At 65.8% G+C, this 16,355-nt stretch carries 17 protein-coding genes and 1 tRNA gene; 13 read left to right on the forward strand and 5 right to left on the reverse strand.

Annotated elements, in window-relative coordinates; genetic code table 11:
* Window positions 1-2 precede the first annotated feature (2 nt).
* Window positions 3-299, forward strand: coding sequence for a GNAT family N-acetyltransferase (locus tag KUV82_RS00370; RefSeq protein WP_219954941.1), 297 nt, complete (start codon window positions 3-5; stop codon window positions 297-299).
* Here KUV82_RS00370 and KUV82_RS00375 read toward each other — a convergent pair.
* A complete protein-coding gene (locus KUV82_RS00375; protein WP_258319784.1) occupies window positions 296-1,846 on the reverse strand; it encodes a PH domain-containing protein in 1,551 nt (516 codons plus the stop codon). The genes KUV82_RS00370 and KUV82_RS00375 overlap by 4 nt on opposite strands.
* The gene (locus tag KUV82_RS00380; RefSeq protein ID WP_219954942.1) at window positions 1,843-2,310 is read right to left on the reverse strand and encodes a PH domain-containing protein; all 468 of its coding nucleotides are present in this window, start codon (window positions 2,308-2,310) and stop codon (window positions 1,843-1,845) included. The genes KUV82_RS00375 and KUV82_RS00380 overlap by 4 nt, the downstream gene beginning before the upstream one ends.
* A 94-nt stretch (window positions 2,311-2,404) precedes the next feature.
* Here KUV82_RS00380 and KUV82_RS00385 point away from each other — a divergent pair, with 94 nt between their 5' ends.
* The gene (locus KUV82_RS00385) at window positions 2,405-3,301 is read left to right on the forward strand and encodes an SDR family oxidoreductase (protein WP_219954943.1); all 897 of its coding nucleotides are present in this window, start codon (window positions 2,405-2,407) and stop codon (window positions 3,299-3,301) included.
* Between the two features lie 300 nt (window positions 3,302-3,601).
* On the opposite strand, the gene KUV82_RS00390 is transcribed toward KUV82_RS00385, so the two are convergent.
* Window positions 3,602-3,676, reverse strand: a tRNA-Thr gene (locus KUV82_RS00390).
* 115 nt (window positions 3,677-3,791) lie between these two features.
* Here KUV82_RS00390 and KUV82_RS00395 point away from each other — a divergent pair.
* From KUV82_RS00395 to KUV82_RS00440, 10 genes are read left to right on the forward strand one after another with little or no spacing between them, the layout of a single operon-like run.
* Window positions 3,792-3,935 carry a hypothetical protein gene (locus KUV82_RS00395; protein WP_219954944.1) on the forward strand — a complete coding sequence of 48 codons (144 nt, stop codon included), beginning with the start codon at window positions 3,792-3,794 and terminating at the stop codon, window positions 3,933-3,935.
* A gap of 36 nt (window positions 3,936-3,971) precedes the next feature.
* Window positions 3,972-4,658, forward strand: coding sequence for a 2,3-diphosphoglycerate-dependent phosphoglycerate mutase (gene gpmA / locus KUV82_RS00400; RefSeq protein ID WP_219954945.1), 687 nt, complete (start codon window positions 3,972-3,974; stop codon window positions 4,656-4,658).
* Between the two features lies 1 nt (window position 4,659).
* Window positions 4,660-5,142 carry a 5-(carboxyamino)imidazole ribonucleotide mutase gene (gene purE, locus KUV82_RS00405; protein ID WP_219954946.1) on the forward strand — a complete coding sequence of 161 codons (483 nt, stop codon included), beginning with the start codon at window positions 4,660-4,662 and terminating at the stop codon, window positions 5,140-5,142.
* Entirely contained in the window at window positions 5,142-6,197 is a 1,056-nt protein-coding gene (locus tag KUV82_RS00410) for a 5-(carboxyamino)imidazole ribonucleotide synthase (RefSeq protein WP_219954947.1), read from the forward strand. The genes purE and KUV82_RS00410 overlap by 1 nt, the downstream gene beginning before the upstream one ends.
* Window positions 6,194-6,673 (forward strand): dihydrofolate reductase, encoded by a 480-nt coding sequence (locus KUV82_RS00415; RefSeq protein ID WP_219954948.1) that lies wholly within the window; start codon window positions 6,194-6,196, stop codon window positions 6,671-6,673. Before KUV82_RS00410 ends, KUV82_RS00415 begins: the two co-directional genes overlap by 4 nt.
* Window positions 6,670-7,839 carry a dipeptidase gene (locus KUV82_RS00420; protein ID WP_258319785.1) on the forward strand — a complete coding sequence of 390 codons (1,170 nt, stop codon included), beginning with the start codon at window positions 6,670-6,672 and terminating at the stop codon, window positions 7,837-7,839. Before KUV82_RS00415 ends, KUV82_RS00420 begins: the two co-directional genes overlap by 4 nt.
* Entirely contained in the window at window positions 7,836-8,762 is a 927-nt protein-coding gene (locus tag KUV82_RS00425; RefSeq protein ID WP_219954950.1) for a bifunctional riboflavin kinase/FAD synthetase, read from the forward strand. The genes KUV82_RS00420 and KUV82_RS00425 overlap by 4 nt, the downstream gene beginning before the upstream one ends.
* A gap of 47 nt (window positions 8,763-8,809) precedes the next feature.
* Window positions 8,810-11,647 (forward strand): isoleucine--tRNA ligase, encoded by a 2,838-nt coding sequence (gene ileS, locus KUV82_RS00430; RefSeq protein WP_219954951.1) that lies wholly within the window; start codon window positions 8,810-8,812, stop codon window positions 11,645-11,647.
* Window positions 11,644-12,192, forward strand: coding sequence for a signal peptidase II (lspA, locus tag KUV82_RS00435; protein ID WP_219954952.1), 549 nt, complete (start codon window positions 11,644-11,646; stop codon window positions 12,190-12,192). Before ileS ends, lspA begins: the two co-directional genes overlap by 4 nt.
* The gene (locus KUV82_RS00440; RefSeq protein WP_219954953.1) at window positions 12,192-12,614 is read left to right on the forward strand and encodes a DUF3035 domain-containing protein; all 423 of its coding nucleotides are present in this window, start codon (window positions 12,192-12,194) and stop codon (window positions 12,612-12,614) included. Before lspA ends, KUV82_RS00440 begins: the two co-directional genes overlap by 1 nt.
* 108 nt (window positions 12,615-12,722) lie before the next feature.
* On the opposite strand, the gene KUV82_RS00445 is transcribed toward KUV82_RS00440, so the two are convergent.
* Entirely contained in the window at window positions 12,723-14,039 is a 1,317-nt protein-coding gene (locus KUV82_RS00445) for a hemolysin family protein (protein ID WP_219954954.1), read from the reverse strand.
* Window positions 14,040-14,224: 185 nt separating this feature from the next.
* Between KUV82_RS00445 and KUV82_RS00450 the strand changes: the two genes are divergently transcribed.
* The gene (locus KUV82_RS00450; RefSeq protein WP_219954955.1) at window positions 14,225-14,920 is read left to right on the forward strand and encodes an OmpA family protein; all 696 of its coding nucleotides are present in this window, start codon (window positions 14,225-14,227) and stop codon (window positions 14,918-14,920) included.
* A 57-nt stretch (window positions 14,921-14,977) separates the two neighbouring features.
* Here the strand turns inward: KUV82_RS00450 and KUV82_RS00455 are convergent, their stop codons facing one another.
* The gene (locus KUV82_RS00455; protein ID WP_219954956.1) at window positions 14,978-16,270 is read right to left on the reverse strand and encodes a hypothetical protein; all 1,293 of its coding nucleotides are present in this window, start codon (window positions 16,268-16,270) and stop codon (window positions 14,978-14,980) included.
* Window positions 16,271-16,355 lie beyond the last annotated feature (85 nt).

Consider the following 16,355-nt stretch of genomic DNA (forward strand, 5'->3'; position numbering starts at 1 on the left):
AAATGAAAACCGACGACATTGAAATCATCCGGCGCGACCGCGTCACGCACGGCGAGTATATTGCCCAGACAGAGGATGGCTCCCACGCGGGCAAGCTCACCTGGACGCTGCGCGGCGAGGCCCGCGATGCCGAGCATACCATCGTTCCGCCCGAGATGCGCGGGCGCGGCATTGCCGGCAAGCTGGTCGATGCGCTGATCCGCGACGCGCGGCGCGAAGGCTTCGCCATCGTCCCGACCTGCTCCTACGTAGCCAAGCAGTTCGAGCGGCATCCCGAATGGGAGGATTTGCGCGCCTAGGCGTTTGCCGGCTCGCCCTCGACGACCTCGGAGAAGTCCTGCGCGGACATGCTCTGCGCCACGGCATCACGGATACGGCGCGCTTCGTCCAGGGGAATACCCTTCATTCGCAGGCGCCCCCCGGCCAGCCCGAAATGGATATCGGCATAGCCGCGCAGGCGCGCCAGCGGGTTGCGCACGATCTCGACCGATTGCAGCTTCTCGCGCGAACCGATCGCAAGCTGCGGGGCGAACCAGCCGTGTTTGGTATAGAGCTGCCGTTCGCCCAGGGCGTGCCGGTCCCAGCGCCAACGCAGGTACTCATGCAGGCCAAAGACCGCCCCGCCGCCCAGCAACGGGATGAGCGCGTAGATGGCCCGGTCGGCAGCGACAAGGATTGCAGCAATCGCGATCATCAGCGCCATGGCAAACAGGAACTCATCGAAACGGTAGCGTCCCGAGGAGCGCCGCCATTCGATGGTTTGGGGCGGCAGGTGAAAGCCCGTTTCCGCAACCACCGGCGTGATCTCGTCCATCTGGGCGAAGGGCATGGCCTCGTGGTTGGACGAGCCGCTGTCGCTCGCCAGGCTGACGAGCTTCAGCGAGTGCCAGCCGAACAGGCGCCGCACGACACCTGTCCCCAGCCGCAAGGCCTGCACCCTGTGCACCGGCATCACGAGATCGGTGCGCGTCAGCAAGCCCCTGCGGCGGCGCAGGCCCTTGTCGGTGCGCTCCAGCCGGAAGTTCCATTCGCGAAGGACCGTGCGCACAACGCCGGTCACGACTCCGACCAGCAGGAGCGAGGAGACCGCAAGCACGCCGCCGATGATCTGCGCAAGGAAGCCGAGCCCCGCGAGCCACTGGCCCGGGCCGGAAAGCTGGTCGCGCCAGGATCTCCAGTCCCAGATTTCGAACGGCAGGAGGAATTCGAACTGCTGCGCGAAGCCGGCGACCACCGCCACCACGGCGAGCGAGAATTCGAACAGGCCGAAGGTGACAACACGGCGCGGCGACATGGTATGCAGGACACGCCCCTCTGGTGGCGGATCACCCTCGGCATCGCCAATCGCGCCGGCAGTACCCTCAGCGCTGTCGACCGCGCCATCGCGGCGGCTGCGCGCAAGCTCGCGCAGGCGTTCGCCTTCGGCTTCGGTGAGGTATGCAAGCGCGATATCCTCGCCCCCGCCCGAGCCGGTCTCGAATTTCACTTCGACCAGGCCGAACAGGCGCGGGATCGGTTTCTGCTCGAGGCTGACATCCTGGATCCGCTCGTAGGGTACCGATCGTGCCGAGCGGGACAGAAGGCCGCTTTCGACCCGAATGTCCGCTGCGCCGACCACATAGGTCAGGCGCGTCCAGCGCAAATAGGCGATCAGGATATTGAGCCCCACCACCACCACGACCAGCGGCAGGAAATAGACGACCATGTCGCCCAGATCGCCTTCGTCCAGAATGGTCACGCTGGCGATCGCGATCGGGAGGGCAAGCTGCCACAGCAGGCTCACCGCGCGAACGGCAAAGGTGCGCGGGTCGGTCCGGCGCGGGGTCGTGTCGATGGCGTCGCTCACCGCGTGTCGCGCCGGATGGCCGCACGGATATCCTCGCGCATAGCCGTCGCATCATCATGGGCAAGGCCGGGAAGCGCGACCGAGGCGTTGTGGCTCCCGGCGGTATGCACGGTAAGCGTGGCGAGACCGAAGGCGCGTTCGAGCGGTCCCTGCCCGACATCGATATGCTGGACGCGGCCGAAGGGCACCACCGTGTCCGAACGGAAGAACACGCCGCGCACCACGCGCAGCCGCTCTCCGGCAAGCGAATAGCCGCGCGCGTTGTAGCGGGTCAGCGGGACGCGGATCAGGGCATAGGCGACGACGAGGAGAACCGGGGTCCAGACCACGCCAGTCCAGCCGGGGATGGCAATCTCTGCAACGGTCGCCGCAACCAGCAGCACCAGGCCGACCAGCGCAAGCTGGAGCCGGAGCATCGACTTGAAGGCAGGGTCGAGCGGCGTGAGGTCCTCGGTGTCGTCCATACCGTGCTAGCTAGGCAATACAGCGCGGCGATTCAATCTGGTTTCGGCTGCCACCTGCGCTATGCCTTCGATTCGAGAGAGACAGGGGAGAGCCATGGATATTTCGAAGCTGATGTTCCGCGACGGGCTGATGGAAGGGGAGCGCATCCTCGTGACCGGCGGCGGGACCGGGCTCGGCAAGGAAATGGCCGAAGCCTTCCTCAAGCTGGGCGCCGAAGTGCACATCTGCGGGCGGCGACAGGGCAAGCTCGACGAGACGGCGAAGGAACTGGGTGACCGCCACGGCGGAAAGATTGTCGGCCACGCCTGCGACATCCGCGATCCCGAAGCGATCCACGCGATGGTCGATGCGATCTGGGAGCACGGCCCGCTGACCGGAGTCGTCAACAACGCGGCCGGCAATTTCATCAGCCGGACCGAAGACTTGTCGGTGAACGGCTTCAACGCGATCAGCGACATCGTCTTTCGCGGCAGCTTCTACGTCACGCTCGACGTGGGTAAGCGCCTGATCGAGGAAGGCCGCAAGGCGAACTTCCTGGCCATCCTCACCACTTGGGTGTGGAACGGCGGGCCCTTCGTGGTGCCCAGCGCCATGAGCAAGGCGGGCCTCAACATCATGACCCAGAGCCTGGCGGTCGAATGGGGCCGCTACGGCATGCGTTTCAACGCCATCGCGCCCGGCCTCTTCCCCACCGACGGCATGAGCGCGCGGCTGTCTCCCGGCGGGCGCGGCGGGAATTCGCACGACGACATGAACCCGATGGGCCGCCACGGCGAAATGCACGAAATCGCCAATCTGGCGGTGTTCCTGATGGGCCCGGGCGCGGAGTGGATCAACGGCGAGACGATCGCCATCGATGGCGCGGGTTTCAAGGCGCATGGCGGCAATTTCTACGCCGGCCTCAAGGACATGGGCGACGAACAATGGGAAGCCATGCGCGCCATGATCAAGGGCACGAATGCGAAGGATAAGGCGGAGCGCTCGACATAGGTTGTGCCGCGCATTCGTTTTTTGTTTGGCCTCAGGCGCCGGCGGCCGCATCCGCGGCCTTAGGCTATCCTCGCTCACGCGACCTGAAGGTCGCATCGCTGCGGGCGCGCAGTCGCGCTTGCCTTGCCTTCGGCTCGGAAATCATCGCCAAAAGCCTGCAATCGCAAGAGCACCGTCCGCGACCAGCGGACGGCAAGGGTGACCGCCCGCCCGCAGCGGGTGCAGCTTGCTGCACGCATAGCGAGGACGCGCCGACGGATGTCGGTGCGAAAAACAAGAAATCCATTTTTCTGCGAAAAATGGTGCTGCTGGGGAGGATTGAACTCCCGGCCTCACCCTTACCAAGGGTGCGCTCTACCACTGAGCTACAGCAGCACATGCCGCCCGTCGGCAATTGCCGATGGGGTGGAGGCGCGCGCTATTGGCAGAGACGGCGGATAAGTCAACCTTAGCTTGCAGGCGCAGGCCAATTTCGCAAAAGGAATGCGCCATGAGCGCCCAAAACGACAAATTGAGCCGCGAAGAGCGCCTTGCCGCGAAACTTCGCGAGAACCTGCGCCGGCGCAAGGGCCAGGCGCGAGAAATCCGCGAATCGGACGAGCAAAGCCTTCCCAAGGACGGTGCGGGCGGCTAACGCGCCTTGCTCCTAGGGGAATTACGGGAGCCTTCAGTGTCGAAACTCATCCTCGTGCGCCACGGCCAGAGCGAGTGGAACCTCGCCAACCGCTTTACCGGATGGTGGGATGTCGACCTCACCGAGAAAGGCGAAACCGAGGCCCGCGAAGCTGGCGAGCTGATGAAGGCCAAGGGCGTGCTGCCCACCGTATCCTTCACCAGCGTCCAGAAGCGCGCGATCAAGACGCTGAACCTGGCACTGGAAGCCTGCGATCGCCTGTGGATCCCGGTAACCCGCGACTGGCATTTGAACGAGCGCCACTACGGCGGCCTCACCGGCCTCAACAAGCAGGAAACCCGCGACAAGCACGGCGACGAGCAGGTCCACATCTGGCGCCGCAGCTTCGACGTGCCCCCGCCCGACCTTGAGCCGGGCAGCGAGTTCGACCTGTCGGACGACCCGCGCTACGCCGGGATCGACGTACCGCGCACCGAAAGCCTCAAGCTGACGATCAAACGCGTCCTGCCCTATTGGGAAGAGGCGATCCTGCCCGAGCTCGGCAAGGGGGAAACGGTGATCATCTCCGCCCATGGCAATTCCCTGCGCGCGCTGGTGAAGCACCTTTCGAACATCTCCGATGACGAGATCACCGGCCTCGAAATCCCGACCGGCCAGCCGATCGTCTACGAGTTCGACGGCACGCAGGTTTCGGGCGAGCGCTACTATCTGAAGGATTCGTAAGATGAGCGCGAAAGTTGCCATCGTCATGGGGAGCCAGTCCGACTGGGAGACCATGACCTGCGCGGCGGAAGTGCTCGAGGAACTGGGTGTCGAAGCCGATGTGCGCATCGTTTCCGCCCACCGCACGCCCGACCGCATGTACGATTTCGCCAAGGGCGCGGCCGAGGCTGGCTTCGAAGTCATCATCGCCGGTGCCGGCGGTGCAGCGCACCTTCCCGGCATGATCGCCGCGCTGACCCATGTGCCCGTGCTCGGCGTGCCGGTGCAGTCCAAGGCCCTGTCGGGCGAGGACAGCCTCCTCTCCATCGTCCAGATGCCCGCCGGTGTCCCGGTCGGTACGCTGGCCATTGGCACGGCGGGTGCGACCAACGCCGGCCTCTTCGCCGCAGCGATCCTCGCCAATCACGACCCGGCCCTCTCGCAGCGTCTTCAGGACTGGCGCGCAGCGCGCAGCGCGGCGGTGACCGAGCGTCCCGTCGACTGATGCTGAAGCGCGGGGGCACGATCGGGATCCTGGGTGGCGGTCAGCTCGGCCGGATGATGGCGCTGAGCGCCGCCGAACTGGGCTACCGCACCATCGCCTTCGCGCCGGAAGGCGACAATGTCGTGAGCCAGGTCTGCGACGACGTCTTCACCAACAAATGGGACGACAGCGCCGCGCTCGCCGCCTTTGCTGCGCGGTGCGATGCGGTGACCTGGGAGTTCGAGAACGTCCCCGTCGCGACCGCCTCGGCCATGCCCGAGGGACGCATCTTCCCGCACCCGCGCGCGCTCGAAACCGCGCAGGATCGCTTGAACGAAAAGCGTTTCGTCGAAGGGCTCGGCGGGCGGCCCGCAGCCTATGCGCGGATCGATTCCCCGAGCGACCTGGAAGCAGCGGTTGACCGCCTGGGCGCGCCCGGCATCCTCAAGACCCGGCGCGACGGCTATGACGGCAAGGGCCAGTGGCGGATCGGCTCGCTGCGCGATGCGCAGGCCCTGCGCCTGCCGGACGTGCCGCTGATCTACGAAGGCTTCGTCGAGTTCGACGCCGAGTTTTCGGTCATCCTCGTGCGCGGTCAGGACGGCGAAATCCGCTTCTGGGATTCCACCCGCAACGCGCATGAGGACGGCATTCTTGCAACCTCCAGCCTGCCGGCCGGCGAGCTTATCGAAAGCCAGGTGGGCGAAGCGCGCGAGCTTGCCCGCCAGGTTGCCGACGCGCTGCGCTATGTCGGCGTGCTGACGCTCGAATTCTTTGCCACGCGCGAAGGCCCGATCTTCAACGAGATGGCCCCGCGGGTGCACAATTCCGGGCACTGGAGCATAGAAGGCGCGCTCACCAGCCAGTTCGAGAACCATATGCGCGCGGTTGCCGGCCTGCCGCTGGGCGACACCGCCACCGCCGCCAGGGCCGTGACCATGACCAACATCATCGGCGCGGCGATCAAGAACGCACAAGAGTATCTCTCGCAGCCCGACACGCATCTGCACGATTACGGCAAGGCCGAAGTGCGCGAAGGACGCAAGATGGGCCATGTGACGAAGCTGGAACGATGAGCCTCTTTCTCATCTACGCCCGCGCCGCCAATGGCGCGATCGGCAAGGACGGCGCGCTTCCCTGGCACCTTCCGGCCGATCTGAAGCGCTTCAAGGCGCTGACCATGGGCAAGCCGATGATCATGGGCCGCAAGACCTTTGAGAGCCTGCCCGGCCTGCTGCCTGGCCGCCGCCACATCGTGCTGACCCGCCGCGAGCGGTGGGATTCGACCGGCGCCGAGCTCGTTGGTTCGGTCGAGGAAGCGCTCGCTGCGGCTGGAGACGGCGACGTCGCGGTCATCGGCGGCGCGGCGATCTACGATGTGTTCATGGAGCACGCCGACCGCATCGAGCTGACCGAGATCCACGAGGACTTCGAGGGCGACACCTTCATGAAGCCGCTGGGCGCGGAATGGGAGGTCGTGGGCCGCGAGGACTTTGCTGCCGAGGATGGCCGTCCCGCCTACAGCTTCGTGACGCTGGAGCGCGCGGCGTGACGCGCAAGCTCCTCTTAGGCGCGCTGGGCGTAATTGCCCTCGTGCTCGCCGCCTTCTTGACCTTCGCGCCCGGAATGGCCGAGCGGGACATGAACCGCATCGACGGCGAGCCGCTGATCGCCGTGTCCGACGAGGCGAAGGCGCTCCACGCCACGCTCGATATCGTCGACCTGCACGCCGATACGCTGCTGTGGAAGCGCGACCTGCTCGAACCGGCGAGCCGCGGCCATGTCGACCTGCCGCGCCTTCGCGAAGGCAATGTCGCGCTGCAGATCTTCTCCAGCGTGACCAAGACCCCGCGCGGGCAGAATTATGATTCCAACTCCGCCGACACGGACAACATCACGCTGCTCGCTATCGGCCAGATGCAGCCGGTGCGGACCTGGGGCAGCCTGCTGGAACGCTCGCTGTGGCATGCCGAGAAGCTGGAACGCGCGGTCGAAACCGGGCGCCAAGAGATCTACCAGGTCTGGACGCCTGTGGACCTTGCCCGCCTGCTGGAAGCCCGCAAGGACACACCAAAGCCGGTCGGCGCGCTGTTCAGCGCCGAAGGGCTGCAAAGCCTCGAAGGCGATCCCGACAACCTACAGACGCTTTACGACGCAGGGATGCGCATGGCGGGCCTCACCCACTTCTTCAACAACGAGCTCGCCGGGTCGATGCATGGCGAGGAGAAAGGCGGCCTCACGCCCATGGGGATCGAGGTCATCCGCCGGATGGAGCGTATGGGCATGATCGTCGACATCGCCCACTGCAGCCACCAATGCGTCGCCGAAGTGCTTGGCCTTGCAACGCGCCCGGTGGTCTCCAGCCATGGCGGCGTGCAGGCGACCTGCGAGGTCAACCGCAACCTTACCGATGACGAAATTCGCGGCGTTGCTGCGACCGGCGGCATCATTGGCGTCGGCTATTGGGAAGGCGCCGTGTGCGACACCTCGCCGCGCGCCGCGGCCCGCGCGATGAAGCACATACGCGACCTTGTCGGCATCGAACACGTGGCGCTCGGCAGCGATTACGATGGCGCGGTGACGGTGCGATTCGACACATCGGAACTGACGCAGGTAACGCAGGCGCTGATGGACGAAGGCTTCACCGAGGACGAGATTCGTGCGGCCATGGGCGGCAACGCCCTGCGCGTGATCAGCCAAGGGCTGGTGCCGCAATGAGGTGGCTCGATCACCGCGAGCCGCTGCCCGAAAGCCTGCGCGGCGCGATCATCGCGCTCGGCAATTTCGATGGCTTCCACCTCGGCCACCAGGCCGTGGCGGGCGAGGCGATCCGCTGGGCGCGCGAGGAAGGCCGCCCCTCGATCATCGCCACCTTCGACCCCCATCCCGTGCGCCATTTCAAGCCCGACGCGCCGCCCTTCCGCCTGACCACGCTCGAACAGCGCCAGGAACTCTATCTCGCCGCCGGCGCCACCGCGATGCTGGTGTTCCATTTCGACGCCGAGCTGGCTGGGACCACGGCGGAGGATTTCGTCCTCAAGCTGCTGGGCGAGCACATGGGCGTGGCAGGTGTCGTCACGGGCGAGGATTTCACCTTCGGCAAGATGCGCGGCGGCAATTTCGAGAAGCTGGTCGAGCTCGGCAAGTCCATCGGCATCGAGGCGCGCGCCGCGCAGCCGGTGCTGGATGGCGGCGAACCCGTTTCGTCCAGCCGCGTGCGCGAGGCGCTGCGCGAAGGCGACCCGCAGGAGGCCGCGCGGCTCCTCACCCGCCCCTTCGCCATTCGCGGCGTGGTCCAGCACGGCGACAAGCGCGGGCGCGAGATAGGCTATCCGACCGCCAATTTGCCGGTCGAGCACTACCTGCGCCCCAAATACGGCATCTACGCCGTCACGGGCCGCATCCTCTCGACGGGTCAGGAACTGAAGGGCGCCGCCAATATCGGCATCCGCCCGCAGTTCGATCCGCCCAAGGAGCTGCTCGAGCCCTATTTCTTCGATTTCTCGGGCGATCTCTACGGGCAGGAGATCGAAGTGGCCTTCCACCAATTCCTGCGCGGCGAGGCGAAGTTCGATTCGCTCGAGGCGCTGATCGCGCAGATGGAGAAGGATTGCGACGAGGCGCGGCGGCTTCTGGGCTGACCGAAACTCTTTCCACCGCGCGCCAATTCGGTTAGCGGCCAACGCCTATGTCCGAGAAGCGCGATTACAGAGACACGGTCTTCCTTCCCAAGACCGATTTCCCCATGAAAGCCGGCCTGCCTGCCAAGGAGCCGGGCATTGCCGCGCGCTGGGCGGACGAGAAGCTTTACGAGCAGCTGCGCGAGGCCCGCAAGGGACGCGAGACCTTCATCTTCCACGATGGCCCGCCGTATGCGAATGGCGACATGCACATCGGCCATGCGCTCAACCATACGCTGAAGGACATGGTCTGCCGCACGCAGAACCTGCTCGGCAAAAACGCGCCCTATGTGCCCGGCTGGGACTGCCACGGCCTGCCGATCGAATGGAAAGTCGAGGAGCAGTACCGCAAGAAGAAGAAAACCAAGCCGGTCCTCTCGGGCGCGAACCGCGACGAGGCGGAGGTGAAGGCCTTCCGCGACGAGTGCCGCGCCTACGCCCAGCACTGGGTCGATGTGCAGCGCGAGCAATTGAAGCGCCTCGGTGTGATGGCCGATTGGGACAATCCCTACCTCACCATGCAGAAAGACTCAGAGGCGATCATCGTCGCCGAGCTGATGAAGCTGGCCGAGGCGGGCAATCTCTATCGCGGCTCGAAGCCGGTGATGTGGAGCCCGGTGGAAGAAACCGCGCTCGCCGAGGCGGAGGTCGAATACGAGGACATCACCTCGACCCAGATCGACGTGGCGTTTGAGATCACGGAATCGCCGATCGAGGAATTGGTCGGCGCCCATGCGGTGATCTGGACGACGACGCCGTGGACGATCCCGGTGAACCAGGCTTTGGCTTACGGGCCGGAGGTCGCCTATATCCTTGCTGACATGCGGCCGATTCCGATGTCGGATGATGAAGAACCATTGCCCGCCAAGCGCGTGCTGGTTGCGAAAAATCTCGTTGAGGAGATCGAAAACCGGCTCCTCGTCACCCTCAATCAGGTCCGCCGGATTGTCGGCAGTGAACTCGCCGGAACCGTCGCCCGCCACCCGATGCACCACCTCGGCGGGTTCTACGCCAAGCCCCGCCCCTTCCTGCCGGGCGATTTCGTCACCACCGACAGCGGCACCGGCCTCGTCCACATGTCGCCCGACCATGGCGAGGACGATTTCGAGCTGTGCAAGGCGCATGGCATCGAGCCGGTCTTTGCCGTCACCAATGGCGGGCTTTACCGCGACGACTGGGGCTGGCTCGGCGGGGATGACGAGCGCCGCCGCAGCGTCATCAACAAGCCGTTCAATTCGCCCGAAGGCCCGATTTGCGAAGACCTGCGCGAAGCAGGCGCGCTGCTTTCGGCAAGCGCGGATTACGAGCACTCCTACCCGCACAGCTGGCGCTCGAAAGCCAAGGTGATCTTCCGCTGCACCCCGCAGTGGTTCGTGCCGATGGACAAGGACCTCGGCGACGGCGGCACCCTGCGCGAGCGCGCCACCAAGGCCATCGCCGACACGCGCTTCGTGCCCGAAAAGGGCCGCAACCGCATCGGCTCGATGGTCGAAGGCCGCCCCGACTGGGTGCTCTCCCGCCAGCGCGCCTGGGGCGTGCCGATCACGCTGTTCGTGCGCCAGGACGGCACCTATCTGCAGGACGCCGAGGTCAACGCCCGCGTCGTGGCCGCCGTGCGCGAAGAGGGCATGGACGCCTGGAACGAGGGCAACAAGAACGCCTTCCTCGGCGACGATCACGACCCGGCCGAATTCGAGATGGTCACCGACATTCTCGACGTCTGGTTCGATTCGGGCTGCACCCACGCCTTCGTGCTCGAAAGCGGGCGCTGGCCCGAACTGCACTGGCCGGCAGACCTCTACCTTGAAGGCTCCGACCAGCATCGTGGCTGGTTCCAGTCAAGCTTGCTCGAAAGCTGCGCGACGCGCGGCCGGGCGCCCTACGACCAGATCCTGACGCATGGCTTCACCATGGCGAGCGACGGGCGCAAGATGTCGAAGAGCCTCGGCAACACCATCGATCCGCTCAAGGTCATGGAGCAATACGGCGCGGACATCATCCGCCTGTGGGCGCTGAGCGTCGACTTCACCGAGGATCACCGCATCGGCGATGAGATCCTGAAGGGCGTTGCCGACCAGTATCGCAAACTGCGCAACACCTTCCGCTACCTGCTCGGCGCGCTCGACGGTTTTGTCGGCGACATGGGCGATACCGGCGAAATTCCCGAGCTGGAGGTCTATGTCCTCGCCCTGCTGGCCGACCTTGATGGCAAGCTGCGCAAGGCGGTCGAGGATTACGACTTCAACACCTACACGCGCCTGCTGGTCGATTTCTGCAACGAAGACCTCTCGGCCTTCTACTTCGATATCCGCAAGGACAGCCTCTATTGCGACGGGCCGGATTCGGTGCGCCGCAACGCCTATCGCACGGTGCTCGACATCCTGTTCCACGCGCTGGTGCGCTACGCCGCGCCGGTGCTGGTGTTCACCGCCGAAGAGGTCTGGGGCACGCGCTATCCCGATGGCGGCAGCGTCCACCTGCTCGAATGGCCGGCTGTGCCGGGCGTTGGCGCGGACGGCGAACGCTGGGGCAAGCTGCGCGCGCTGCGCGAAGACGTGATGGAAGCGATCGAGCCGCTGCGGCGCGAAAAGACCATCCGGTCCGGCCTCGAAGCCGATGTGGTCGTGCCTGCGAGCATGGTGCCCGAAGGCTTCTCCGACGAAGACCTCGCCGAGCTGTTCATCACCGCGTCAGTCACGCGCAGCGATAGCGACACGGTGACGGTCACGCGGACATCCGAAAGCAAGTGCGGGCGCTGCTGGCGCCTGCTGCCTTCCGTGGAGGAAGACGGCGATCTGTGCGATCGCTGCGAACCCGTCGTCGCGCAGCTGGATGCCGCCCAATGACCCCGGTGCTCAAAAACCGCCTGATCGGCTGCGTCGTCGCGTTGGCGATTTTCGCCGCCGACCAGTGGAGCAAGAGCTACGTCACGAAGACGCTCGGCATCGATCGCGTTGGCGATTCGATGGAGCTGCTGCCGTTCTTCGACCTGCGCTTCACCCGCAATTTCGGCGTCTCGCTCGGCATGCTTGAGGCGACCAGCCCGGAGATGCGTTGGGGGCTCGTGCTGCTGACCGCTGCCATCGCGCTGGTGGTGACCATCTGGATGCTGCGCGAGAAGCTGCTCGGCGATATCCTCGGCCTGTCGCTGATCCTCGGCGGGGCGCTGGGCAACATCAAGGACCGCTACGAGCTCGGATACGTTGTCGATTTCGCGGACCTTCATATCGGGGATTTCCGCCCCTTCCTTATTTTCAACGTCGCCGATGCGGCTATCACCATCGGCGTCGTCATCATCCTTGCGCGCGCGTTCTTCATGCGCGACAAGGACGACCAAGAGGTCGATGACCTCATGAACAGCAAGGCGGCCGACGCCGCGGAGACCAAGTGATGACCAAATTCGCCCGTATCGCCCCAAGATTCGCGATTCTTGCCGGCCTCGGCGCCATGACCGCGGCATGTGGCAGCGGCGGCCTGCTCAACCGCGACCGTCCCGACGAGTTTGCCGTGCAGCGCCAGGCGCCGCTGGTGGTCCCGCCCGACTTCAACCTCGTACCCCCGCAGCCCGGTGCCCCGCGCCCGGCCGAAGGCAGCGCCGCGCAGCAGTCACTCGAAGCGCTCTTCGGCGGCCCGCAGGCCCGCAGCACGGTGGAAACGAACGTCCTCGAACGCGCCGGCACCGCCCTTCCGGGCATCCGCAGCGCGGTGGGCGATCCTGAGACCGCCACTGTTGCCAAGGGCACGGTGACCCGCGACATCATCGCCGCTCCCGAAGGCGACGGCGCAAGCGCGGCTGCTGTTATTCCGGGTTGATTTTTTGTTTTGCGAACCGGCATCCGCCGGTTCGTCCTCGCTAGACGTGCAGCAAGCTGCACCCGCTGCGGGCGGGCGGTCGCCCTTGCCTCGGCTTCGCCTCGGTTCTCAGTCCTCTAGCTGAACCACAGCGCTTTCACTGCTCACCAGCAGCTTGTCGATCCGGCGGCCGTCCATGTCGATCACTTCGAAGCGCCAGCCCTGGTCGGTGAAGAAATCGCCTTCGCTCGGCAGGCGCTTGAGGACGTGCAGCGCGTAGCCGGCTGCGGTCCCGAATTCGCGGTCTTCGCTGTATTCGATGTCGAGCCGGTCGGCGAGCGCATCGGCTGAGAGCGATCCGGCCACCAGCAGGCTGCCGTCCTCGCGCTCGACGAGGCCAGGCGCATCGCCCGGATCCTGGTCGCTCACGAAATCGCCCACCAGCGCGGTCAGCAGGTCGACCGGCGTCACGATACCGTCGAGGTGGCCGTATTCGTCATGGACCATCGCCATGGCGACTTCGGCCTGCTGGAGCACGCGCAGCGCATCGACCGCGTCGAGCTGGTCGGGCACGACCTCGGCCTTGATCATCAATGCGGCAAGATTGATCGGCTCCTTCGCGACGAACTTGGTCAGGATCTCACGGACCTTGACCACGCCCAGCACCTTGTCGGGCGAGCCTTCGGCGACCGGCAGCAGCGAGTGCGGGCTTTCGTCCAGAACCGCCCGGATCGCGTCCTCATCCGCTTCGATATCGATCCAGTCCACCTCGGTTCGCGGCGTCATCAGCTCGCGCACGGGGCGCTGGGCCAACCGCACCACGCCCTGCAGCATCTGGTGCTGCTCGTGCTCGATCACCCCGGAACGCGTGGCTTCAGCGAAGAGCATGTGCAGCTCTTCCGCCGTGACCGCGCTTTGCCCCGCCGGTCGCACGCCGAGCAGGCGAATGAGGATGCTAGACGAAGCGTCGAGCAGCCACACCAGCGGCGCCGCGATCTTGGCCAGCAGCGCCATAGGGCGCGCCATGACCATGGCGATGGGCGCCGCGGCGCGCAGGGCAACCTGTTTCGGGACGAGTTCGCCGACCACGAGACTGAGGTAGGTCGTGAGCGCGATCACGGCGGCAAATCCCACCTGCGGGGCCCAGCTTGCCGGCACGCCCAGGGCCGCGAGGCGTTCGCCCACCGGCCCGCCCAGGCTCGCGCCCGAATAGGCGCCGGCGATGATACCGATGAGCGTGATGCCGATCTGCACGGTCGAGAGGAACTTGCCCGGTTCCGCCGCCAGCTCGAGCGCAATGCGCGCCCCGCCATTGCCGCTCTGGGCGGCGGCACGAAGCCGCGCGGTGCGGGCGGAGACGATGGCGAGCTCGCTCATGGCGAAAACGCCATTCAAGACGATCAGCCCGGCGATGATCAGCAGGTCGGTCCAGGGAAAGGGTGTCACGCCACGCTGGCTAGCACAAATGGCCGCCCCTGCCAGTGGGTAGCGCAACTTATCTGCCGAGCAGTTGGAACGGTGAGGGCGCTGGACGGTTGGTGTTTTGGAGACGCGGGTGGGCGCGTCCGGGACACTGTGCGCTGCGCCGGGGCCGCTATTGCCCCGTCGGCGCCGACAAAAGGGACATACCTATGAAAAAGTCGCGTATCCTCACCGCAAGCCTTGCATCCATCTCGCTGCTGACCGTTTCGGCCTGCGTGACCGACCCGAACACCGGTGAGCGCAAGGTTTCGCGCACCGTGCTTGGCGGCGCCGGCGGCGCCATCGTGGGCGGCCTGCTGGGCGGCGTCATCGGCGGCAAGACCGGACGCATCATCGGCGCCGTGGGCGGCGCAGCGGCCGGCGGTTACGTCGGCTACCGCATGGACCAGCAGATCAAGGAACTGAAAGAACAGACCGCCGGATCGGGCGTGGATGTGACCGAAGTCGACGGCGGGGAAGCCATTCTCGTCAACCTGCCCGACGGCGTCACCTTCTCGACCGGCAGCTACACGATCTCGCCGGGCTTCCGCGACCTGCTTGACCGCGTCGCGACGAGCCTGACGGAATATCCGAACAGCCTCGTGGACGTGTACGGCCACACCGACACCACCGGCTCGGCCGAGACCAACCAGCGCCTGTCCGAACAGCGCGCACAGGCTGTTGCGAACTACCTCATCTCGCGCGGGGTTGCTTCTTCGCGCATCCGCTGGATGGGTTTCGGCGAAACGCAGCTCAAGGTTCAGACCGCCGATGGCGTGAACGAACCGCTCAACCGCCGCGTCGAAATCAAGATCATCCCTTTCGACCAGCAAGATGTCGAAGCCGCACAGGCGCAGGGGATGTAAGGCCCCGAGCCCTTTGGCGTATCGCATCGACTGGGCCGGCCTTTGCGCCGGCCCTTTTTATGCCGGCTGCCGGTCGTCAGCCTGTGCGAAGCGCGAAAGACCGGGCAGCGCGCCCAGGATCGGCGCCTTGCGCGCATAAGCGATCACCAGCGACAGCAGGGTGACGATAATCCACCACCACAGCGCCTCGCGCAGGAGCCACAGCAGGAAGAAGGCGAGCTCCGCCTGACCCCCGGTCACCGCCTGAGCGATCTCGAGGCCATAGCCGCGCCAGGCCATCGCCCACATCACGCCCAGCGCCACATAGGGCGCGCTCGCAAAGCGCAGGCCGCCAACCTTGGCGGCCACGAACAGGCCGGGCAGCGCCAACAGCAAGTGCAGCGAGCGGTAGCCGATGTTCTGCGCGGTGAAAAAGCAGCCCAGCGTGATCAGCGCGCCGACAAGCAGGAAATCCCATTCGCGGCGCGAAAGGCGTTCGATCGCCTCGCCGGTCTTCGCCTGCAGCGCCAGCCAGGTGGCGAGCGCCAGGGCCGAGAGGCTCATACCTGCGCGGATCGCGGGCTCCGCCCAGGCGGGCCAGCCGTAGAGTTCGGTAAGGCCGCCCCCGAGCACTTCGGAGCCGTACATGTCATGCCACCAGGACCCTTCCGGGATATTGCCGAAAGCCTTCCAAAGGTCGGTCCAGACGGCAGCCACGAACAGGGCCGTGACCGCCAGCGAGGCCAGCGTGACCGCGATGAACCGGGCCGGCTTTTCGCGCAGCGCGATCGCCATCACGGCAAGCGGGTAGTATTTGAGCAGGCCGGCCAGCAACGCGGCGGAATAGCCGAGATAGCGCAGCAAGGGCCCGCGCGCGGCCAGCGCTGCGGTGATGGCCACGAGCGTGAAAAGCACCAGATCGTTGTTGCCGCGCTCGACAGCGAAGACGGCGGCGGTCGAGACCGCACCCAATGTCACCACGATGGCCATCGTCCAGCTGCGCATCGCCGGCAGCAGGAACAGGCTGGCGAGGAAGGCGAGATCGACCACCATGCCGGCCGGCGCGATCCAGCCCTTGTCGACCGGGAAGGGCATCAGCGCGCGCATCCACAGCGGCGAGTAGGTGTAGACACGGCCAAGGTCATCGCAGGGGTTAACGGCGTAGGCATCAACGCCATCGTTGAAGCAGCGCACCGCCGAGAGCACCGTGTCGGTATCGAGGAAGCGGAACCAGTAGGGTTCGACCTTCCACCAGCCGATGGCCGTATCGGCCGCACCGCGCGCGCCCGCGAGGTGGAGAATGACGAAGATGGCGAAGAGCGCCGAGGCCACTACGGCCGGCAGTTTTTCGCGCACGCGTGTCGCTATCATTGATGGTGATCCCCTGTGTCCGCACCCCTTGTGCGCTGCCACCAATGAAAAAACACGGTGAAAATTGCGTTAACCAATCAACAAG

The organism is Qipengyuania flava (assembly GCF_019448255.1).
GTDB classification, from domain to species: Bacteria; Pseudomonadota; Alphaproteobacteria; order Sphingomonadales; family Sphingomonadaceae; genus Qipengyuania; species Qipengyuania flava_A.